General features: G+C 68.5%; 18 protein-coding genes and 1 pseudogene. 6 read left to right on the forward strand and 13 right to left on the reverse strand.

The window, feature by feature from the left end; genetic code table 11:
* The 10 genes and pseudogenes from DIE13_RS30215 to hutH form a co-directional block, all read right to left on the reverse strand.
* Positions 1-188 (reverse strand): annotated as a pseudogene (locus DIE13_RS30215) (aspartate aminotransferase family protein); the annotation flags it as partial.
* Between the two features lie 28 nt (positions 189-216).
* On the reverse strand, positions 217-1,554 hold the full coding sequence (locus tag DIE13_RS30220; protein WP_124830683.1) for a glutamine synthetase family protein: 1,338 nt from the start codon (positions 1,552-1,554) through the stop codon (positions 217-219).
* A gap of 12 nt (positions 1,555-1,566) precedes the next feature.
* A complete protein-coding gene (locus DIE13_RS30225) occupies positions 1,567-2,373 on the reverse strand; it encodes a gamma-glutamyl-gamma-aminobutyrate hydrolase family protein (RefSeq protein ID WP_124830684.1) in 807 nt (268 codons plus the stop codon).
* A gap of 723 nt (positions 2,374-3,096) precedes the next feature.
* Positions 3,097-3,894: an N-formylglutamate deformylase gene (gene hutG, locus DIE13_RS30235; protein WP_124830686.1), complete on the reverse strand. Its 798-nt coding sequence runs from the start codon at positions 3,892-3,894 to the stop codon at positions 3,097-3,099.
* 60 nt (positions 3,895-3,954) lie between these two features.
* Positions 3,955-5,331, reverse strand: coding sequence for a formimidoylglutamate deiminase (locus DIE13_RS30240; protein WP_124830687.1), 1,377 nt, complete (start codon positions 5,329-5,331; stop codon positions 3,955-3,957).
* Positions 5,332-5,354: 23 nt separating this feature from the next.
* Positions 5,355-6,578 (reverse strand): imidazolonepropionase, encoded by a 1,224-nt coding sequence (gene hutI, locus DIE13_RS30245; RefSeq protein WP_124830688.1) that lies wholly within the window; start codon positions 6,576-6,578, stop codon positions 5,355-5,357.
* Positions 6,579-6,582: 4 nt separating this feature from the next.
* Entirely contained in the window at positions 6,583-7,194 is a 612-nt protein-coding gene (locus DIE13_RS30250; protein ID WP_124830689.1) for a HutD family protein, read from the reverse strand.
* A 2-nt stretch (positions 7,195-7,196) separates the two neighbouring features.
* On the reverse strand, positions 7,197-8,885 hold the full coding sequence (gene hutU, locus DIE13_RS30255; protein WP_124830690.1) for a urocanate hydratase: 1,689 nt from the start codon (positions 8,883-8,885) through the stop codon (positions 7,197-7,199).
* 39 nt (positions 8,886-8,924) lie between these two features.
* On the reverse strand, positions 8,925-9,620 hold the full coding sequence (hutC, locus tag DIE13_RS30260; RefSeq protein WP_124830691.1) for a histidine utilization repressor: 696 nt from the start codon (positions 9,618-9,620) through the stop codon (positions 8,925-8,927).
* 4 nt (positions 9,621-9,624) lie between these two features.
* Positions 9,625-11,148 (reverse strand): histidine ammonia-lyase, encoded by a 1,524-nt coding sequence (gene hutH, locus DIE13_RS30265; RefSeq protein WP_124830692.1) that lies wholly within the window; start codon positions 11,146-11,148, stop codon positions 9,625-9,627.
* Positions 11,149-11,374: 226 nt separating this feature from the next.
* Between hutH and DIE13_RS30270 the strand changes: the two genes are divergently transcribed.
* On the forward strand, positions 11,375-12,295 hold the full coding sequence (locus tag DIE13_RS30270; protein WP_124830693.1) for a glutamate/aspartate ABC transporter substrate-binding protein: 921 nt from the start codon (positions 11,375-11,377) through the stop codon (positions 12,293-12,295).
* A gap of 21 nt (positions 12,296-12,316) precedes the next feature.
* On the opposite strand, the gene DIE13_RS30275 is transcribed toward DIE13_RS30270, so the two are convergent.
* Positions 12,317-13,069 carry a 4'-phosphopantetheinyl transferase family protein gene (locus tag DIE13_RS30275; protein WP_124830694.1) on the reverse strand — a complete coding sequence of 251 codons (753 nt, stop codon included), beginning with the start codon at positions 13,067-13,069 and terminating at the stop codon, positions 12,317-12,319.
* A 172-nt stretch (positions 13,070-13,241) separates the two neighbouring features.
* A complete protein-coding gene (locus DIE13_RS30280; RefSeq protein ID WP_124830695.1) occupies positions 13,242-14,297 on the reverse strand; it encodes an alpha/beta fold hydrolase in 1,056 nt (351 codons plus the stop codon).
* A 120-nt stretch (positions 14,298-14,417) separates the two neighbouring features.
* Here DIE13_RS30280 and DIE13_RS30285 point away from each other — a divergent pair, with 120 nt between their 5' ends.
* From DIE13_RS30285 to DIE13_RS33600, 3 genes are all read left to right on the forward strand, one after another.
* Entirely contained in the window at positions 14,418-15,359 is a 942-nt protein-coding gene (locus tag DIE13_RS30285; RefSeq protein WP_124830696.1) for a LysR substrate-binding domain-containing protein, read from the forward strand.
* 284 nt (positions 15,360-15,643) lie between these two features.
* Entirely contained in the window at positions 15,644-16,876 is a 1,233-nt protein-coding gene (locus DIE13_RS30290) for an MFS transporter (RefSeq protein ID WP_234744852.1), read from the forward strand.
* Positions 16,867-16,989, forward strand: coding sequence for a hypothetical protein (locus DIE13_RS33600; protein WP_260435143.1), 123 nt, complete (start codon positions 16,867-16,869; stop codon positions 16,987-16,989). Before DIE13_RS30290 ends, DIE13_RS33600 begins: the two co-directional genes overlap by 10 nt.
* Positions 16,990-17,039: 50 nt before the next feature.
* On the opposite strand, the gene DIE13_RS30295 is transcribed toward DIE13_RS33600, so the two are convergent.
* On the reverse strand, positions 17,040-18,518 hold the full coding sequence (locus DIE13_RS30295) for a deoxyribodipyrimidine photo-lyase (protein ID WP_124830697.1): 1,479 nt from the start codon (positions 18,516-18,518) through the stop codon (positions 17,040-17,042).
* Positions 18,519-18,865: 347 nt separating this feature from the next.
* On the opposite strand from DIE13_RS30295, the gene DIE13_RS30300 reads away from it, so the two are divergent.
* Together DIE13_RS30300 and DIE13_RS30305 are read left to right on the forward strand one after the other, a co-directional pair.
* Entirely contained in the window at positions 18,866-19,345 is a 480-nt protein-coding gene (locus DIE13_RS30300; RefSeq protein ID WP_124830698.1) for an SRPBCC domain-containing protein, read from the forward strand.
* 13 nt (positions 19,346-19,358) lie between these two features.
* A complete protein-coding gene (locus DIE13_RS30305; RefSeq protein WP_124830699.1) occupies positions 19,359-19,811 on the forward strand; it encodes a nuclear transport factor 2 family protein in 453 nt (150 codons plus the stop codon).
* Positions 19,812-19,864: the final 53 nt, after the last annotated feature.

Consider the following 19,864-nt stretch of genomic DNA (forward strand, 5'->3'; position numbering starts at 1 on the left):
GCCATCCCGTCGATCACCTTGTTGCCGTCCGAGTCCCACAGGTAGACGCCGTCGGCCTTCACGATCACGCGGCTGCCCGCGCGGTTCAGCGCACCCATGTCGGAAAACGGGTGGATGTGATGCGCGGCGTCGAGCGCGCGGTATTCGGCGGTCGGCCGAGCGGCGACGGATTCGTTTCGTTCGGTCATGTTCCCTCCGCAAGACGATGCGGCACGCTCATACGTGCAGCAAAAGATGCCTGCGCTCCCACGAACTGATCACGCGGAAGAACGCTTCGTACTCGGTATCCTTCAACGCCAGATACGCCTTCACGAACTTGTCGCCGAGAATGCCGGCGAGCGGCGTGCACGCTGCCATCAGCGAGATGCCCTCCTCCAGATTGCGCGGCAACTGATACGGCAGGTCGTAGCCGTCCGACGCGATCGGCTCGGTGGGTGCGAGGTTCTGCGTGAGGCCGAGATAGCCGGCGGCGAGCGTCGCCGCGAACGCCAGATACGGATTGCAGTCGACACCCGGAATCCGGTTCTCGATGCGCCGCGCGACCGGCGCCGACTGCGGGATGCGAAAACCGACCGTACGGTTGTCGTAGCCCCACTGCACGTTGATCGGCGCGGCCATGAAGCGCGACAGCCGGCGGTACGAGTTGATGTACGGCGCGAAGATCGGCATCAGCGCGGGCGTGTATTTCTGCAGCCCCGCGAGATAGCTGTGGAACATCGGCGACACGGCACCGCCTTCGTCGGCGAACAGGTTATGCCCCGTGCGTGCATCGGCCAGGCTCTGGTGGATATGCATCGCGGAGCCCGGCTCGTTTTCCATCGGCTTGGCCATAAACGTCGCGTACATGTTGTGACGCAGCGCCGCCTCGCGCACCGTGCGCTTGAACAGGAACACCTGGTCGGCCAGCGACAGCGCGTCGCCATGCACGAAATTGATCTCCATCTGCGCGGCGCCGACTTCGTGAATCAGCGTCTCGATATCGAGGCCCTGCATCTCGCAGTATTCGTAGATGTCCTCGAACAGCGGATCGAATTCGTTGACGGCCTCGATCGAATACGACTGGCGGCCGGTTTCCGCACGGCCAGTGCGCCCGATCGGCGGACGCAACGGCAAATCGGGATCGGCGTTCATGTCGACCAGGTAGAACTCGAGCTCGGGCGCGACCACCGGCCTCCAGCCCTTCGCCTTGTACAGATCCAGCACGCGGCGCAGCACGTAGCGCGGCGAGATTTCGACGGGCGAGCCGTCGAAGTGCACGCAATCGTGAATCACCTGCGCGGTCGGATCGACGGCCCACGGGATCAGGCAGATCGTCGACGGATCGGGCACGCACACCATGTCGGGATCGGTCACGCCGGTCAGCGTGCCGTCCTCCGGATAGTCGCCGGTGACGGTCTGCACCATCACGGCCTGCGGCAGGCGCATCGATTCGCCAGACTCGAATTTGTTGCGCGGAATGATCTTGCCGCGCGCGATGCCCGCCATGTCGGGAATGATCGCCTCGACTTCCGTGATGCGGTGCTGACGCAGGAACTCGCTCAGTTCGGGTTGCATGATCGGCCTCGTTCAGTCGATGTCGGATGCGGCCGGCGACGGCATGGCGCCGCCTGCCGCATGAATGCGATGCGTCATGCGCGCGCGGCACGCCGCACCGAATGCCGCGAAGATGTCGCGCGACAGCGGTTGCTCCGCGAAACGCCATTCGGGATGCCACTGCACGCCGAGCACGAACGCGCGCGCGCCGCGCACGCTGACGGCCTCGATCAGGTCATCGGGGGCGCTCGCCTCGATCGCGAGCCCCGCACCGAGCCGCGCGATGCCCTGGTCGTGCAGCGAATTGACCATCGCGTCGTGCGCACCGCGCGCCACGCGTTGCAACAGCCCGCCCGGCGCAAGCTGCACACGGTGTGCAGGGCCGTACTGCCGCTCGAGGGGGGCGCCCATGCGCTCGCGGTGATCGTCGAAACCCGGGCTCACATGCAGCCGCTGATGCAGCGTGCCGCCATAGGCGACGTTCAGCTCCTGCATGCCGCGGCAGATCGCGAGCACGGGCACGCCCGCGTCGATCGACGCGCGGATAAGCGGCAACGCGGTCGCATCGCGCGCGGGATCGTGCAGCGTGTCGGGCGTGCTGGCCGGACCGCCGTAATGATGCGGCTCGACGTTCGAATAGCTGCCGGTCAGCAGCAGCCCGTCGATCGACGCGACGATCGCATCGGCGGGCTGCCGCGCGCCGAGCGCGGGCAGCACGAACGCCAGCGCGCCGGCGCCGTCGACGAGCGCGACGAGGTACTTCTCGCCTGCCGTGTGGTTCGGATGGGCGCCGCGCATGATGCGATCGGCGGTGACGGCTACGATCGGGCGCGCGCGCATCGTCGCCTCCGCGGTAAGCGCGCGACGTATGCCTGCGCGCAGGACGAGGAAAACCCGCGCCGGCGCGGCACGCGCCCATGCGCGATGCTGCCGTGCGATCGGTACGGCAACGTGCGGTGCGGCCCGAAGCGCAAGCGTGAAACGACGCTAGGGTAACAACGACGCGCTGCCGTCGCACTGCACGGCACTGAACACGTACGCGGTCACGAGGTTGAAGCGGCGCAGGCCGCGATGGAACACAGCGAAGAAACGAGGCTCGCATGGAAGGGCGGTGCGCGTGCCGCGATCTGCAGGCCGGATGGGCCCGGCTTGATGCGGCGCGCCCGCCGACGGACTTCGGGTCCGACGTATCGTAGGGCTGGCGGCTTTCACGATCGTACTCGACTGACTGATGAAGGCAGGACACGTGTCGCGATGAAACGGGAGCGGCAATGCCGCACGGCGACACGTCGGCAAGATGTCTCGCAACGGATTCCGGCACGGTACGGCGATGATCGACGCCGTCTGCACCAGTGTGTGCGCGACGACTTCCTGACATTCAGCTTATATCACCTGAAAATTGCGTCAAATTTTCAGGTGTCGAATCCGACATCGATCAGACGAAAAAAAACGGCATCGACCGGGCGGGTCGATGCCGTTTTGTGCGCTGCGTCGGCGCGTGCAGCCTGCGCCGGCGGGACACGCCGCGAGGCTGCCTCGCGCCGCCGCACGCGTGCCGATGGCTCAACGATGCGCGAGCGCGGTTTCGACGAGCGTCTGCAGCAGCGGCACGATTTGCGCGGCGCGCGCTTCGTCGTATGTGTACGGACGCACCTCTTCCATGTACGTGATCTGCGACAGTTCGAGCTGCACGGCTTCGACGCCGGTCTCGGGCACGCCGTAGTGACGCGTGATGTAGCCGCCCTTGAAGCGCCCGTTCGCGACGGCCGTATAGCCGCCATGCGCGCTCACGCACGCAGCCAGCGCCTCGGCCAGGCCGGGCGCCGCGCTCGCGCCGCTCGACGTGCCGAAGTTGAAGTCCGGCAGGCGCCCGTCGAAGAAACGCGGCACATGCGAGCGGATCGAATGCGCTTCCCACACGAGCGCGCGCCCGTACTCGCGCTTCAGGCGCGCGATCTCGCCTTGCAGCGCGTCGTGATACGGACGCCAGTAGCGATCGCGACGGCGCATGATCTCGTCGTTGCCGGGCAGCGCGTTCGCCAGATACAGCGGCACCTTGTCGAACGTGTCGACCGGCACGAGCCCGGTCGTGTCCTGCCCCGGATACAGGTTCTCGTTGTCGGGCGGACGGTTCAGGTCGACGACGTAACGCGCGTGCGACGGCACGAGGATCGATGCGCCGAGCTTCGCCGCGAACCCGTACAGCCGCTCGAGATGCCAGTCGCAATCGTCGACGAAGCGCGCGTCGGGCGTCATCGTCGCGGCAATGTCGTCGGGAATATGCGTGCCAGCGTGCGGAATCGAGATCAGCAGCGGCAGCGTGCCCTGCTTCAGCGTGAATACAGCCGGTTGTTCAGTCATGTCGCTTCACCGTAAAAGTCTGCCGGCGCACGCGGACGGCGTACGCCGGATGTTGCACGTTCAGCGCAGCAGTTGCGCCAGCGCGGCGCGATAGTCGGCGTACGCAACGGCTTCGTCGCGATGGCGGCGGCCGCTCACGACGCACTCGCCGCCCGTGTAGACGTCGCGCACCGGCGTGTCGCCGTGCTCGGCGAACACCGCGCCCGACAACCAGGACGCGCTGTCGTGTTCGGCGATCGCCGGATGATCGGGATCGAGCACGAGCCAGTCGGCGCGAGCGCCTTCGCGCAGCGCGCCGATGCGCCGCCCGCTTGCCTGCGCACCGCCCGCGAGCGACGCATCGAACAGACGGTCAGCGACATGCGCCTGCGTGTCGCTCGCCAGCACGTTGCGCGCGCGATGCACGAGCCGCTGCCCGTATTCGAGCAGGCGCAGCTCCGAGCGCCAATCAACCGACGCATGGCTGTCGGAACCGACGCCGATCACGCCGCCCTGTGCGAGATAGTCGACGGCCGGGAACACGCCGTCGCCGAGGTTCGCTTCGGTCGTCAGGCACAGGCCCGCCACCGCACGGCGCTTCGCGAGCGCCGCCGTTTCGGCCGCATCGACGTGCGTCGCGTGCACGAGGCACCAGCGCGCATCGACGTCGAAGCGATCGAGCAGCCATTGCACGGGACGTGCGCCGTAGGCGCGCACGCAGTCGTCCACTTCGGCCGTCTGCTCGGCGATATGGATGTGCACCGGCGCGTCGTCGGGCAAGCCTTCGAGCAGCGCGCGCAGCCCGTTCTGGGACACCGCGCGCAGCGAGTGCGGCGCGACGCCGTAGCGCAGCCCGCCATGCTCGGGCGCGACTCGGCGCATCGCATCGAGCAGCTCGAGCAGCCCGTCCGGCGTGTTGATGAAGCGGCGCTGGTCGTCACGCGGCGGCTTGTTGCCGAAGCCGGCGAACTGGTACGACACCGGCAGCATCGTGATGCCGATGCCGGCCGAGCGCGCCGCGTCGATCACGCGCGTGCCGAGTTCCGCGATCTGCGGATAGCGCGAGCCGTCCTGCGTGTGGTGCACGTAGTGGAACTCGCACACCGACGTGTAGCCGCACTTGAGCATCTCGACGTACAGCCAGCGCGCGATCGCCGCGAGTGCATCGGGCGTGATCTTCAGCGCGAAGCGGTACATCAGGTCGCGCCAGCTCCAGAAACTGTCGGCGGGATTCGCGCGGTATTCGGTGAGCCCCGCCATCGCGCGCTGGAACGCGTGCGAATGCAGGTTCGGCATGCCGGGCAGCACCGGCCCGGCCGCGCGCGCGACGCCTGCCGGCGCGTCGGTGTCGGGCGTCACGCCGGTCAGCGTGCCGGCCGCGTCCCAGCGCAGCAGCACGTTGCGGCGCCAGCCATCGGGAAGGTATGCGTGATCCGCGAACAACGTCATTTCGGTCATCGTCAGTCTCGATTCGTCCAGGGCTAGCCGTTCGTTCGGCGAAACACGGTCGTACCGCCGCGCACGACCTGCTCGCACAGCGGTCGGCCGATCCAGTAAGCGAGCTCCGACAGCGAGCCGGCCGACCAGACCGCGAAGTCTGCCTGGCGACCGGCTTCGAGCACGCCATGGCGATCCGCGCGGCCGAGCGCCGCGGCCGCATGGCCCGTCACGCCCTGCAGTACCTCGGGCACCGTCATGCGGAACAGCGTGCAGCCCATGTTCATCGTCAGCAGCAGCGATTCGAGCGGTGACGTGCCGGGATTGTGATCGGTCGCGAGCGCGATCGGCACACCGTGCTTGCGCAGCAGGTCGATCGGCGGCAATTGCGTTTCGCGGATGAAGTAGTACGCGCCGGGCAACAGCACGGCGACCGTGCCGGCCGCCTTCATGGCCTCGATGCCGGCTTCGTCGAGAAATTCAAGGTGATCGGCGGACAGCGCGCGGTAACGCGCGGCCAGTGCGGTGCCACCCGCGTTCGACAGCTGTTCCGCATGCAGCTTCACCGGCAAGCCGCGCCGCGTCGCGGCCTCGAATACGCGCTCGGTTTGCGCGAGCGAAAAGCCGATGCGTTCGCAGAACACGTCGACCGCGTCGACGAGCCCTTCGTCGGCCAGCGCCGGCAGCATGCGTTCGCACACTTCGTCGATGTATTCGTCCGCGCGGCCCGCATATTCCGGCGGCAGCGCGTGCGCGCCGAGGAACGTGGTGTAGACCGCGACCGGGAAGCGCTCGCCCAGCTGGCGCGCGACGCGCAGCATCTTGCGTTCGCTCGCGAGGTCGAGCCCGTAGCCCGACTTGATCTCGATCGCGGTCACGCCTTCGGCGAGCAGCGGCTGCAGGCGTGCGGCGGCCTGCACGAACAGCGTCGTCTCGTCGGCCGCGCGCGTCGCGCGCACCGTCGATACGATCCCGCCGCCCTGCCGCGCGATCTCCTCGTAGCTGACGCCCGCGAGGCGCTGCGCGAACTCGTCGGCGCGCGTGCCGCCGTACACGAGGTGCGTGTGGCAGTCGACGAGGCCCGGCGTCACCCACGCGCCGTGCAAATCCTCGCGCTGCCAGTGCGCATAACCGTGCGGCAGCGCGGAGAGCGCACCGAGCCACGCGATCGTACCGGTTTCGTCGACGGCCATCGCCGCGTCGTCGATCGTCTCGTCGGGATGGCCGTGCGGACACAGCCTCAGGTGATGCCAGACAGTCGGTTTCATGCGTTCAGTCTCGTTCGCCGACGGTGAGCGACACGACGAGCAGCGCGCCGCCTCCGCTCACGACGACGTCAAGCGCACGCCGCGGCTCGTCGAGCCGCAGCGTGTCCATTTCTTGCAGCGCGTAGTGCGCGCCGTCGATCTCGACGCCGACCGCACCGGTCGCGCAAAACAGCAGCACGGTATCGGCACGCTCGACACGGTGTGTGCCTTCGGGCCACACGTCGACCGACCCGCGCGCAGCCGAACGGCGCGTCATCAGGTTGAAGTCGCGCGTCGCGCCGTCGTGCAGCGTCGCGTCGATCGCCGCTTCGCCCGCGAAATCCGCGCGCGCGAGCGGCACGTCGAGCACGTGCTTCACACCGCCCGCTTCCGCGAGCGTCATGCCCGCGCCGGACAGCAGCACGAGCGTGCGGTCGATGCCGTCGAAACGCGAGAACGGCCCGGCCGCGCCGACGTCAGCGACGCTCACGCGCCATGCGAACGTATCGAGCGCGGCGCCCGGTGGGAACGCGCCGATTTCGCGCGTCACGCCGCCGCCGTTCTTCCACGGCGACGCGACGAGATCCGCCGCGCGGATCATCGTCGCGTTCACCGGCGCCTGGTCGAGCGCCGTCATGCTCAGCGGCCGAGCATCGGCAACTTCAGGCCGGCTTCGCGGGCCGTCTGCTGCGCGAGTTCGTAGCCGGCATCCGCATGGCGCATCACGCCCGTCGCCGGATCGTTCAGCAGCACGCGACCGAGACGCTCGTGCGCATCGGCGGTGCCATCGGCGACGATCACGACGCCCGAGTGCTGCGAAAAGCCCATGCCGACGCCGCCGCCATGGTGCAGCGACACCCACGATGCGCCGCCTGCGGTGTTCAGCAGTGCGTTCAGCAGCGGCCAGTCGCTCACGGCGTCCGAACCGTCCTTCATCGATTCCGTCTCGCGGTTCGGGCTCGCGACCGAACCCGTGTCGAGGTGGTCGCGGCCGATCACGATCGGGGCCTTCAGTTCGCCGTTCTTCACCATCTCGTTGAACGCCTGGCCGAGGCGATAGCGATCCTTCACGCCAACCCAGCAGATGCGTGCCGGCAGGCCCTGGAACGCGATGCGCTCGCGTGCCATGTCGAGCCAGTTGTGCAGGTGCGGATCGTCGGGGATCAGCTCCTTCACCTTCTGGTCGGTCTTGTAGATGTCTTCCGGATCGCCCGACAGCGCGACCCAGCGGAACGGACCCTTGCCTTCGCAGAACAGCGGGCGGATGTACGCCGGCACGAAGCCCGGGAAGTCGAACGCGTTCTCGACGCCCATTTCCAGCGCCATCTGGCGGATGTTGTTGCCGTAGTCGAGCGTCGCCGCGCCACGCTCCTGCAGATCCAGCATCGCCTGCACCTGGACGGCCATCGACTGCTTCGCGACCTTCACGATGCTCTGCGGATCGACCTTCTGCGCCTCGCGCCATTGCGCGACGGTCCAGCCTTGCGGCAGGTAGCCGTTGATCGGGTCGTGCGCGCTCGTCTGGTCGGTCACGCAATCCGGCGTGATGCCGCGCTTGACGAGTTCCGGGAACACGTCGGCCGCGTTGCCGAGCAGACCGACCGACACCGGCTTGCCGGTGCGCTTCGCTTCCTCGATCATGCCGAGCGCCTCGTCGAGCGTCGTCGCCTTCTTGTCGACGTAGCGCGTCTTCAGACGGAAGTCGATGCGCGTCTCGTCGCATTCGACCGCGATCATCGAGAAGCCGGCCATCGTCGCTGCCAGCGGCTGCGCGCCGCCCATGCCGCCGAGACCGCCCGTCAGGATCCAGCGGCCGGACGGATCGCCGTTGAAGTGCTGGTTCGCGACCGAGAAGAACGTTTCATAGGTGCCCTGCACGATGCCCTGGCTACCGATGTAGATCCAGCTGCCGGCCGTCATCTGACCGTACATCATCAGGCCCTTGCGGTCGAGTTCGTGGAAGTGATCCCAGGTCGCCCAGTGCGGCACGAGGTTCGAGTTCGCGAGCAGCACGCGCGGCGCATCCTTGTGCGTGCGGAACACGCCGACCGGCTTGCCCGACTGAATCAGCAGCGTTTCGTTCTCTTCGAGATCCTTCAGCGACGCGAGGATCTGGTCGTAGCACTCCCAGTTGCGCGCCGCGCGGCCGATCCCGCCGTACACGACGAGTGCGTGCGGGTGCTCTGCGACTTCCGCGTCGAGGTTGTTCTGGATCATCCGGTAGGCCGCTTCGGCCAGCCAGGTCTTGCAGACCTTCTCGCTGCCGCGCGGTGCGCGGATCGTGCGCGTCGGATCGAGACGGGGATCGATGTGTTTCGGATGGTTCATGACGACTGCTCCCGAGGGAAAGTGAATATCAATAAGGAATCAGAAATGCCCGGTGAAGCGATAACGGCTGCCGGGATGCCACAAATTCGCCACCGAGGCGACGACGCCCTGCGACCAGGTACGCCGATGTAAAACCAGACACGGTTCGACGTCGTCCATCCGCAACTGCTCGCGCCGCTCGGGCGCCGGAGCCGCCGCTTCGATCCGGTACTCGACGCGCTGCAGCGGTGCCGCGCGCATCAGGTACAGGTTCGGCGTCGTATTCGTGAAATCCTGCTCGGCATAATCCGGCGCGACCGCCGGATTCACCCACCGTTCTTCGAGCTGGACGGGTTCGTCGTTCTCGAAGTGCAACACCTGCGAATGAAACAGCTTCGCGCGCACGGCCACCTGCATCTCGTCGGCGAGCGCCTCGTCGGCGCGGATCGTCTCGAGGCCCAGCACGCTGGCGTGATACGCATGCCCGCGCGCGCCGACCTCCTCCGAAATGCTGCGGATCGCAACCAGCGTCGACTCGTACTTCGGCCGCGCGACGTAGGTGCCGGCGCCCTTCATGCGCGTCAGCACCTGCTCGGCCGTCAACTCGCGCAACGCGCGGTTGACGGTCATGCGCGCGACCTTGAACTCGCGGGCCAGTTCGTTCTCGGAGGGCACCTGGTCGCCCTCCGCCCACTCGCCGGCGTGAATGCGGCCCAGGATGAAATCCTTGATCTCCTGGTAGACCGGCGCACTCATGGGCTTACTGTTCCGATGCGAACGAGAACGGCGCGACCTTCGCGAACGCGCGCTCGCCGACGAGCTTCGCGATCGCGGCGATGTCCGGTGCGAAGTAGTGGTCGAGTTCGTAGTGCGCAACCTTGCCGCGGATCGTCTCCATCACCGGCGCGAGCTTCGGGCTCGTGTGATATGGCGCGCGCAGGTCGACACCCTGGGCCGCGGCCAGCAGTTCGATCGCGAGGATGTGCTTCGTGTTGTCCGCGATGTCGGCGAGCTTGCGCGCGGCGAACGTCGCCATCGACACGTGGTCTTCCTGGTTCGCCGAGGTCGGCAGCGAGTCGACCGAGGCGGGATGGGCGAGCGTCTTGTTTTCCGATGCCAGTGCGGCAGCCGTCACGTGGGCGATCATGAAGCCCGAGTTCACGCCGCCGTCCTTCACGAGGAACGGGGGCAGGCCCGACAGCGTCGCATCGATCAGCAGCGCGATGCGGCGTTCGGCCAGCGCGCCGATTTCCGAGGCGGCGAGCGCGAGGTTGTCGGCCGCGAACGCAACGGGTTCAGCGTGGAAGTTGCCGCCCGACAGCACTTCGCCGGTATCCGGGAAGATCAGCGGGTTGTCCGACACGGCGTTCGCTTCGACGAGCAGCACGGCGGCCGCGTGACGCATCTGGTCCAGACACGCCCCCATCACCTGCGGCTGGCAGCGCAGGCTGTACGGATCCTGCACCTTGTCGCAGTCGCGATGCGACTGGTTGATCGGCGAGCCTTCGAGCAGGTCGCGGTACGCCGCTGCCGCATCGATCTGGCCTCGATGGCCGCGCAGTTCGTGGATGCGTGCGTCGAACGGCTTCACCGAGCCGGCTGCCGCGTCGACCGACAGCGCACCGGCGACGAGCGCGGTGCGGTACAGGTCTTCAATCGCGAACATGTTGTCGAGCGCCAGTGCGGTCGATGCCTGCGTGCCGTTCAGCAGCGCGAGGCCTTCCTTCGCCTGCAGCGTCAGCGGCGCGAGGCCAGCGACACGCAGACCGTCGAGCGCGCTGGCGCGCTCGCCGCGGATGAACACTTCACCGACGCCGAGCAGCACGGCCGACATGTGCGCGAGCGGCGCGAGATCGCCCGATGCGCCGACCGAGCCCTTCACCGGGATCAGCGGCAGCACGTCGGCGTTGAACAGCGTGATCAGCGCGTCCATCACTTCGCGACGGATACCCGAGTGGCCGCGGCCGAGGCTCGACAGCTTCAGCGCCATCAGCAGGCGCACCGACGAGCGCGCCATCGGCTCGCCCACGCCGACGGCGTGGGACAGCACCAGGTTCTTCTGCAGCAGCTCGAGCTGGTCGTGCGGGATGTGCGTGCTGGCCAGGCGGCCGAAGCCCGTGTTGATGCCGTATGCCGGCTCGCCCTTCGCGGCGATGTCGGCGACGGCCTTCGCGCCGGCGTCGATCTTCGCGAAGCTCGCCGGGTCGAGCGTGAGCTGCACGGATTCGCGAGCGATCTTGCGCAGTTGCGGGAGGGTCAGGTGGCCGGGGGTCAACGTAATCATGTGAGCAATCCTGTCTAGACAAGTTCGGGATGGCTTGCAGTTTAGCCATCGGAACTTGTCTAGACAACCCCGTTTTTCACGATTTCGACTTGGGAGTTTCCCTGATGTCCGGCGCGGCCCGCCAGGCCGGCCTGACGCCATTCGCGTTTAACATATGTTGCAATTATTTTGTTTTTGGCAACATACGAATCCTCACTCGCCTGCAATCCGCCTACGGAGACTCGTCATGAACATCCCGCCCCGGTTGACCGCCCTTTTTGGCCGCAGCCTGCTCGTCGCCGCGTGCGCGCTCGCGTGCGGCGCGTCGGTCGCAGCCGAGCCGCTGTCCGGCACGCTGGAAAAGATCCGGCAGAACAACCTGATCTCGATCGGCCATCGCGAGACGTCGGTGCCGTTCTCCTATGTCGACACGAGCGGCAAGGTCATCGGTTTCTCGCAGGACCTGTGCGATCGCGTGATCGCCGCCGTGAAGGCGCGCACCGGCAAGCCCGACCTGCAGGTGCGCTTCATCCCGGTCACGTCGCAGAACCGTATCCCGCTCGTGCAGAACGGCACCGTCGATCTCGAATGCGGGGTGACCACCAACCTCGCCGCACGGCACGCCCAGGTCGCGTTCTCGACCACCTTCTTCGTCGCGACCACGCGCCTGCTCACACGCACGAATTCGGGCATCCGCGACTTCCCCGATCTCGCCGGCAAGACGGTCGCGACGAACCAGGGCACGACGTCCGAGCGCCTGCTGCGCAAGATGAACGAGGAAAAGAAGATGAACATGCAGATCATCAGCGCGAAGGATTACGGCGAAGGACGCCTCACGCTCGAATCGGGCCGCGCGGCCGCTTACATGATGGACGACGTGCTGCTCGCCGGGGTGCGCCAGCTCGCGGCGAAACCGGCCGACTGGGCGATCGTCGGCACGCCGCAATCGTCGGAAGCGTACGGGTTCATGTTGCGCAAGGACGATCCGCAGTTCAAGGCGCTCGTGGACGGCGCGCTCGTGCAGCTGATGAAGAGCGGCGAGATCAACGCGCTGTACGACAAGTGGTTCATCAAGCCGGTGCCGCCGAAGGGGCTCGCGTTCGACTTCCCGATGAGCGACGTGATCAAGGCGCGCTATGCGGCGCCGAACGACGCACCGCTCGAGTAACGGCCGCGGGTGGACGGCCGCTCAGCGCGTCCACGCGACGCACGCCGCGTAGCCGGGCGCGGCATCGAGCCAGCCCGCGTCGAACGCGGCCACGCCGGCGGCCGGCGCGGCCGGCTCGACGATCGTCGTCGCCGGTGTCGCCGCATCGCGCGGCGGCACCACCGCGAACGCACGCAGCCCGCCGACGATGCCGGTGCCGAGCGCCTTCAGCAGCGCCTCCTTCGCGGACCACACGCGCATGAACGCGTCCGCGCGGGCAGCGGGCGGCAGACCGTCGAAATACGCGGCCTCGGCGGGAGCGCACACTTCGCTCGTCAGCGCACGCCAGTCGGTCGGCCGGTCGCAGCATTCGATGTCGACGCCGACGCGTGCAGCAGCCGCCCATGCGATCAGCGCATGATCGCCCGCGTGCGATACGTTGAAATCGAGCGACGTGCGATACGCCGGGTCCAGCGACGGACGTCCCGATGCGTCGACGACAATCGCGATGCGGTTCGGCGCAACGCCGAGCGCGGCACCCAGCACGTCGCGCAGCGCGGCACGCGTGCCGGCGCTGCGTACCGCATCCTTGTGCCTGAAGTACCGTCCGGCGCGCGCGCGCTCGGCATCGCTCAGTGCCGCATACGCGGGCGACGCGAGCGGCACGTGCCAATCGAAATCGATGCGCGCGACCTGCACGCCGGCGCGTAACGCGGCCGGCGGCACGTCGAGCATGCGCAGGCGCCACGCGCGGGGCGCGTCGGCAGGGAAACCGGAATCGGACGGAATGGACATCGGCATGCAGCAGCCAGTGGCAGTAGAACGAAACGTCCGATGTTAATCGATCGCGTCGATCGGGAGCCGATGCGGTGCGATCGAGTGCATGCGCGGCGGGACCGTGCATGCCTCCGTCACCGCCCTCACCTTCTTCATCGACGAGCCGCGCACGGCCGCGCGCCGTGCACGCTCACCCGTTCGCGACGACGCCCGGCACGCCGCTTGCCGCCCGGCGCGCACGTTGCGCCGGATGGCGCGCGTGAATGCTGCCCGGCGCGTCGGCCGGCAGCGCGCCGTGCTGCAGCCAGTACAGCGCGACCGGCCACAGCGTGTCGGTGAAGCGGCTGTGGAAGAACGCGAAGTGGCCGATCGCGTCGACGCCGATATCGCGCGGTGCGATCCGCAGGTGCGTGACGTCGCTGCCCGTGTAGTAGCCGACCAGCCGCTCGATCGCATCGACGGTGCCGAACCCGTCGTCGTCGAGACCGATCGCGAGCATCGGCGCCGACAGCCGCGCGAAACGGTCCGGCAACGCCGCGCGGCTCGCGGCGCTTTCGGCGAGCAGGCCGTGCGTGTAGGTATCCTCAAAGCGCGGCTGCGATCGCACCCACGACAGCGCGACGCCGCGCGGCGTATCTTCCATCCAGCCGAGCCGTTTCGCGGGCACGTAGCCGAACACGGCCGCGAGCGCCGGCATCGCGACGTGCCACTTCCACCACATGCGCCGCCGCTCTTCCGGGCGATAGTCGCGCCAGTACGCATATTGCGCGCCGACGGTCACGGCATGACGCACATGCGCGTTCGACGCCGCGAGCCCGAGCACACACCCGCCGATGCTGTGCGCGACGACGTCGAGCGGCTGGCCGGGAAACGCATCGAGCGCGTAGCGCAGCGCGGCCTCGCAATCGAGCCGCCCCCAGTCGAGCCAGTTCGCGCGCAGCTTCGCGAGTTGCGCGGGGCGCGATCCGCCGATCCCGCGATAGTCGTACACGAGCACGTCGCGCCCCTGCGCGAACAGCCACGCCGCGAAGCGGAAGTAATAGTCGCAACGTACCGAGGTCGCGCAATTGACGACCGTCACGGGCCGCGCGGCCCCGCCGCCCCCGCGATGCCGCCACACGTAGCCGCGCAGCGTGTAGCCGTCGGCCGCGCTCAGCCTCACAGGCTCGGGCGGCAACGCACCGGCCACGCGCTCCGTCGGACGCGCGTCCTGCACGGTACCGCCTGCTTCGTTCGAAATCGTCATCCTGTCTCCTGTGCCGCCCCGCATGACCCGGCGCCCGCGATCGTCGGCCAGCCTCCATTGAACTTGACGCGCCCCGCGTTCTCAACCAATCTTGCTGCTCCGTTCGCATGAGCCAAACGCATGTCAACGCCGCTCGTCCGTCTCCCGTCTCTGGACCTCGTGCGCGGCTTCGTCGCCGTCGGCCGCCGCATGAGCATCACGCTCGCCGCGCAGGATCTGTGCGTCACGCAATCGGCGGTCAGCCGCCAGGTGCACGCGCTCGAGGCGCATCTCGGCGTCGCGCTGCTGCAGCGCGGCTATCGCAAGATCGCGTTCACGCCGGAAGGCGAACGGCTGTTCCGCGCCGCGGATGCGGCATTGCTCAACCTGCAGGACACCGTCGCATCGCTCGCCGCCGTGCGCGAGCGTCAGCCCGTCACGATCACCGCCAGCATCGGCGTCACCGCGCTGTGGCTGCTGCCGCGACTCGGGCGCCTGCAGGCGCGCCTGCCCGACATCGACTTGCGTGTCGCCGCGAACGACAAGGTACTCGATTTGCGAGCGGAAGGCATCGACCTGGGGATCCGCTACTGCCCGCGCGACCGCGCGCCGGCCGGCGCACTGCGGCTGTTCGACGAGATCGTGATGCCGGTCGCGCACCCGGCGCTCGCCGCACGGCCCGTCACCGACGCGGCCGCGATCGCCGATCACGTGCTGCTCGAATTCGACGGGCCGCCGCAAACGCAACTGCAGTGGCGCGCGCATCTGCACGCGGCCGGGCTCGGCGATGCGCGCCCGAAGGGCGTGCTGCGCTTCAACCAGTACGACCAGGTGATCCAGGCCGCGATCGCCGGCCAGGGCGTTGCGCTCGGACGGCTCGCGCTCGTCGCGCCGATGCTCGCGGACGGGCGGCTCGCGGTGCTCGGCCCGCACTCGCAGGCAATGTCGGATGCATACGGCTACTGGCTGTTCCGGCATGATCCGGCCCCGCGGCGCGAAGTCGCCGACGTGTGCGACTGGATCGTCGCGGAAGCCGTTGCGTGCGATGCGGCGATGCACGTGTACGACGCGCCGCAGCCATAAGTCGGACGCGATTTTCCGCATCAGGCCGGACGGTGACGCCGGCGCGACTTGCAGGCTGGATCGGTCTCGGCAAGCGATCCGGACGCGCGCCGGTTCCGCCGCCGCCGTCGTCCCGATACGCGCACCTCAGCGGCCCCGCTCCATCCGGCATCGCTGCCAGTCCCGTCGCATTCCCCCCACGCATGCGAACCCGACCGAATGATCGCTTGAGCGACATCGCGACCGGATCGTCTAATCGGATCGAACGCGGCCGTCGCGCCGCACGCATTCATCCGGAGACACGCATGACCCCGATCGAAAAAGACGTCCGGCGCCGCTGGCTGCCGGTGCTCGCCGGCGGCCTGATCATGGGCGCCGCGCTCGGCATCCGCCACGTGCAGGGACTGTTTCTCGCCCCCGTCACGCTCGGCCACGGCTGGTCGCGCGAGGCGTTCGGCCTCGCGCTCGCGCTGCAGAACCTGATCTGGGGAATCGCGCAGCCGTTCACGGGGATGATCGCGGACCGCTTCGGGTCGCTACGCGTGATCGTGGCCGGCATGCTGCTGTACACGGCCGGGCTCGTCATGATGGCGCTGGCGGCATCGACCGGCGCGTTCACGGTCGGCGCGGGGCTCGTGATCGGCATCGCGCTGTCGGGTTCGGCCTTCGCGTCGATCTACGGCGCGCTGAGCCGCCTGTTTCCGCCCGACCAGCGCGGCTGGGCGCTCGGCGTCGCCGGTGCGATCGGCGGGCTCGGCCAGTTCTGCATGGTGCCGGTCGCACAGGTGCTGATCGGCGGCATCGGCTGGCAGCATGCGTTCGTCGCGCTGGCGCTCGTCGCGGCCTTGCTCGCGCCGCTCGCCGCGTTCGTGCACGACCGGCCCGCGCAGACCGCCGGCCATGCGGACAGCCCCGACCAGTCGATCGGCGCGGCCGTGCGCGAAGCGTTCGCGCATCGCGGCTTCTGGCTGCTGAACGCCGGTTTCTTCGCATGTGGATTCCAGCTCGCGTTCATCGCGACCCATCTGCCCGCCTATCTGCTCGATCACGGCCTGCCGGCGCGCCATGCCAGCATCGCGCTCGCACTGATCGCGCTGACCAACGTGGCCGGCACCTATGCATGCGGCCATCTCGGCGGCCTGTTGCGGCGCAAGTACGTGCTGTCGGTGCTGTATCTCGTGCGCGCGCTGACGATGACCGCGTTCGTCGCGGCGCCGCTGTCGCCCGCGAGCGTCTACGTGTTCGCTGCCGTGATGGGCTTCACGTGGCTCGGCACGGTACCGCTGACCAACGGCGTGATCTCGCAGGTGTTCGGCGTGCGCTACATCGCGACGCTGTTCGGCTTCGTGTTCTTCGGCCACCAGCTCGGCAGCTTCTTCGGCGTGTGGCTCGGCGCGCTCGTGTACGACGCGACGCATTCGTACCTGCCGCTGTGGATCGGCTCGATCGGGCTCGGCGTGCTGGCGGCGCTGCTGCACCTGCCGATCGACGACGCCCGCGTCGCACGCCCGGCACCGGGCAAGGCCGCATGGGCCTGATCCGCACGGTGCTCGCCGCCGGCGTGCTCGCGTTCGTCGCGTGGTGCGGCGCGACCTACTTCGGTTCGGGTGTCGCGCTTGCGCTGCTCGAGCGCGCGGCGTTCTGCGAGTGACGCGGCGAGCCGTGCCGCCCGCCAAGGACGATCGGCGGCGCAACGCGCCGCTAACGACGCTTCGGCAACGTGGCCAGCGCATCGAGCGCGCGACGGCGCGCGCCGTCGTGATCGACGATCGGCGCCGGATAGTCGACGTCGAGCCGCACGCTAGCCGCCGCGAGCTGCTCCGGCGACGCCGCCCAGGGCGCGTGGATCGCCGCCGCGTCGAGGCCCGCGAGTTCCGGCACCCAGCGGCGCACGTATGCGCCCTGCGGGTCGAACTTCCGGCCCTGCGTCACCGGATTGAAGATGCGGAAATACGGCGCGGCGTCGGCGCCGCAGCCGGCCACCCATTGCCAGTTCGCCGGATTGTTCGCGGGGTCCGCGTCGACGAGCGTGTCGTAAAACCAGCGCTCGCCGGCCCGCCAGTCGATCAGCAGATGCTTGACGAGGAATGACGCGACGACCATCCGCACGCGGTTGTGCATCCAGCCGGTCGTCCACAGCTCGCGCATGCCCGCATCGACGAGCGGATAGCCGGTCAGGCCGCGCTGCCAGGCGCGAAGCGCGGCGGGATCGTCGCGCCACGGCATCGCGTCGAACTGCGCGCGGAAGTTGTCGGTCGCGAGCGCCGGGAAGTGATAGAGCAGCACGTGGCTGAATTCGCGCCAGCCAAGCTCGCTCAGGAATTTCTCGGCGCCGGCCGCGCACGCCGCGCCGCCCGCCTGCGCGGCGCCCTGCACCGCATGCCACACCTGGCGCGGCGACACGTTGCCGAAGCGCAGGTACGGCGACAGCCGGCTCGTCGCGGGCTGGTCGGGCCGATCGCGCGTGTCGGCATAGCCGGCCAGCGACGCGTCCGCGAACGCGTCGAGCCGCGCGTGCGCGCCGCCTTCGTCGGGCGCCGGCCACGCGTCGCGCAGGCCGCCCGCCCAGTCCGGCGCGTATGGACGCAACGCGAGCGCATCGAGCGCCAGCGCACGTTCGCGTACACCGGTCGGCCACGGATGAAACACGATTCGCTCCGGCTCCGGCAGCGGCACCGCCACCGGACGATCGCGCCGCACCGCGCGCCAGTACGCGGTGAACACCTGGAACGGCGTGCCCGCGCCCGTCAGCACTTCCCACGGCTCGTTCAACAGGCTGCCGTTGCTGCTTTCGACATCGAGGCCGCGCGCCTTCAGCAATGCCTTCAACGCCGCATCGGCATCGCGCTGCGGCTGCGCATAGCGGCGGTTCCAGTACACGGCCGCCGCACCCGTGTCGTGCACGACGCGCTCGATCTCGCGCTGCGCATCGCCGCGCAACAGCAGCAGGCGGCCGCCATGACGCGCGAGCGCTGCGTCGAGCGCGGCGAGCGACCCGTGCAGCCACCAGCGCGCCGCACCGCCAGGTACACGCCCCGCGCCTTCGCCCGTATCGTCGACGAACACGCACACGAGCGGCCGGCCCGACGCGACCGCGCGCGTCAGCGCGGGCTGATCGGTCACGCGCAGATCGTCGCGGAACCACACGATCGCCGGGGCAACGAACGACTTGGCTGGCACAGGCACCTCGCGGCAGGAAACGGAAACGTGACCCGTATTGTCGCGGCAGGGTCGGGCGATGTCGATGTCCGGATTGCATGCCTCGCGCGCCCAGGCGCCGCTGACCGACGATGCCACCGTCCAATCGCCGAATCGCCGGCCCGGTGAAACGCCTTAGTCCATTCCGACGATTCCTCCCCGCATGCACCGGCCTACGCTCGATGTCGGGTTCGCCGCGATGCGCGCCGCGCGCCGGCCGCCGACGGGTTCCGCGCACCGCACGGCGCATCCGCCATGCCCGCACGTGCCGGCGACTACGGCGCGCACCCGCGGTACCGCCCGCCCCTCAATTTCATCCGATACCCGCAATGACCAAACCAGCCAACCTCGTCACCTCGATCACCGTCGACATCGACGCGCCCGCTTCCGTCGTCTGGGAAGTGCTGACCGATTTCCCGCGCTACGGCGAATGGAACACGTTCTGCGTCGGCCTCGAAACGACCGGCCGGATCGGCGACTTCGTGTACATGCAGGTGCGCATTCCGGGCACGGACACGGTGATTCCGGTCAACGAGATCCTCGTCGCGTGCGAGTCCGAACGCCTGCTGTCATGGGAACAGCGTCCGACCGACGACAACAAGGACGCCGCGCGCCGCGATCAATACGTCGAAGCCGACGGCGCCGAACGCTGCCGCTACTTCACGACCGACCAGTTCCTCGGCATCAATGCGGAAACGATCATGCGCGAGCACGGTGGCTGGGTGAAACAGGGGTTCGACCAGTGCGCGCGCGACGTGAAGCAGCGTGCGGAAGCACTGCATGCGGCACGCCGGCGCAAGCGCGCGTGACGGAGTACGATCGATGCCCGATTTGCAGACCCTTTCCGATCATCACGACATCCGCGAGCTGATCGTCGCGTATTCGAGCGCGATCGACTCGCGCGACTTCGATGCGCTCGATGCCGTGTTCACGCGCGACGCCGCAATCGACTATCGCGCGATGGGCGGCATCGCCGGCGCGTATCCGGACGTGAAGGCGTGGCTGCGCACCGTGCTGCCGCGGTTTCCGCAGTACCAGCACATGGTGGCTAACACATCGATCACGCTCGACGGCGACATCGCGCGCGGCCGCACGATCTGCTTCAATCCGATGGAAGTCGTGCTGCCGGACGGCGGCACGCAGATGATGTTTTTAGGGCTCTGGTACGTCGACCGGTTCGTGCGTACGGCCCGGGGCTGGCGCATCGCCGAGCGTGTCGAGGAACGTTGCTACGGCCACAACGTGCCGGCCGTGCTGGCGGACGCGACCGGTTGAACCCGCACGCCGCATGACGCGCGCGCCGTGGCATCGCTGCACGGCGCGCGGCC

Source organism: Burkholderia sp. Bp9016 (genome assembly GCF_003857765.1).
GTDB lineage: Bacteria > Pseudomonadota > Gammaproteobacteria > Burkholderiales > Burkholderiaceae > Burkholderia.

What these genes read in the sequence shown, in the direction of transcription:
- DIE13_RS30220 (WP_124830683.1), bottom strand. Translation starts at nt 1,554, where the DNA reads ATGCAACCCGAACTGAGCGAGTTCCTGCGTCAGCACCGCATCACGGAA.
- DIE13_RS30225 (WP_124830684.1), bottom strand. Translation starts at nt 2,373, where the DNA reads ATGCGCGCGCGCCCGATCGTAGCCGTCACCGCCGATCGCATCATGCGC.
- hutG (WP_124830686.1), bottom strand. Translation starts at nt 3,894, where the DNA reads ATGACTGAACAACCGGCTGTATTCACGCTGAAGCAGGGCACGCTGCCG.
- DIE13_RS30240 (WP_124830687.1), bottom strand. Translation starts at nt 5,331, where the DNA reads ATGACCGAAATGACGTTGTTCGCGGATCACGCATACCTTCCCGATGGC.
- hutI (WP_124830688.1), bottom strand. Translation starts at nt 6,578, where the DNA reads ATGAAACCGACTGTCTGGCATCACCTGAGGCTGTGTCCGCACGGCCAT.
- DIE13_RS30250 (WP_124830689.1), bottom strand. Translation starts at nt 7,194, where the DNA reads ATGACGGCGCTCGACCAGGCGCCGGTGAACGCGACGATGATCCGCGCG.
- hutU (WP_124830690.1), bottom strand. Translation starts at nt 8,885, where the DNA reads ATGAACCATCCGAAACACATCGATCCCCGTCTCGATCCGACGCGCACG.
- hutC (WP_124830691.1), bottom strand. Translation starts at nt 9,620, where the DNA reads ATGAGTGCGCCGGTCTACCAGGAGATCAAGGATTTCATCCTGGGCCGC.
- hutH (WP_124830692.1), bottom strand. Translation starts at nt 11,148, where the DNA reads ATGATTACGTTGACCCCCGGCCACCTGACCCTCCCGCAACTGCGCAAG.
- DIE13_RS30270 (WP_124830693.1), top strand. Translation starts at nt 11,375, where the DNA reads ATGAACATCCCGCCCCGGTTGACCGCCCTTTTTGGCCGCAGCCTGCTC.
- DIE13_RS30275 (WP_124830694.1), bottom strand. Translation starts at nt 13,069, where the DNA reads ATGTCCATTCCGTCCGATTCCGGTTTCCCTGCCGACGCGCCCCGCGCG.
- DIE13_RS30280 (WP_124830695.1), bottom strand. Translation starts at nt 14,297, where the DNA reads ATGACGATTTCGAACGAAGCAGGCGGTACCGTGCAGGACGCGCGTCCG.
- DIE13_RS30285 (WP_124830696.1), top strand. Translation starts at nt 14,418, where the DNA reads ATGTCAACGCCGCTCGTCCGTCTCCCGTCTCTGGACCTCGTGCGCGGC.
- DIE13_RS30290 (WP_234744852.1), top strand. Translation starts at nt 15,644, where the DNA reads ATGACCCCGATCGAAAAAGACGTCCGGCGCCGCTGGCTGCCGGTGCTC.
- DIE13_RS33600 (WP_260435143.1), top strand. Translation starts at nt 16,867, where the DNA reads ATGGGCCTGATCCGCACGGTGCTCGCCGCCGGCGTGCTCGCGTTCGTC.
- DIE13_RS30300 (WP_124830698.1), top strand. Translation starts at nt 18,866, where the DNA reads ATGACCAAACCAGCCAACCTCGTCACCTCGATCACCGTCGACATCGAC.
- DIE13_RS30305 (WP_124830699.1), top strand. Translation starts at nt 19,359, where the DNA reads ATGCCCGATTTGCAGACCCTTTCCGATCATCACGACATCCGCGAGCTG.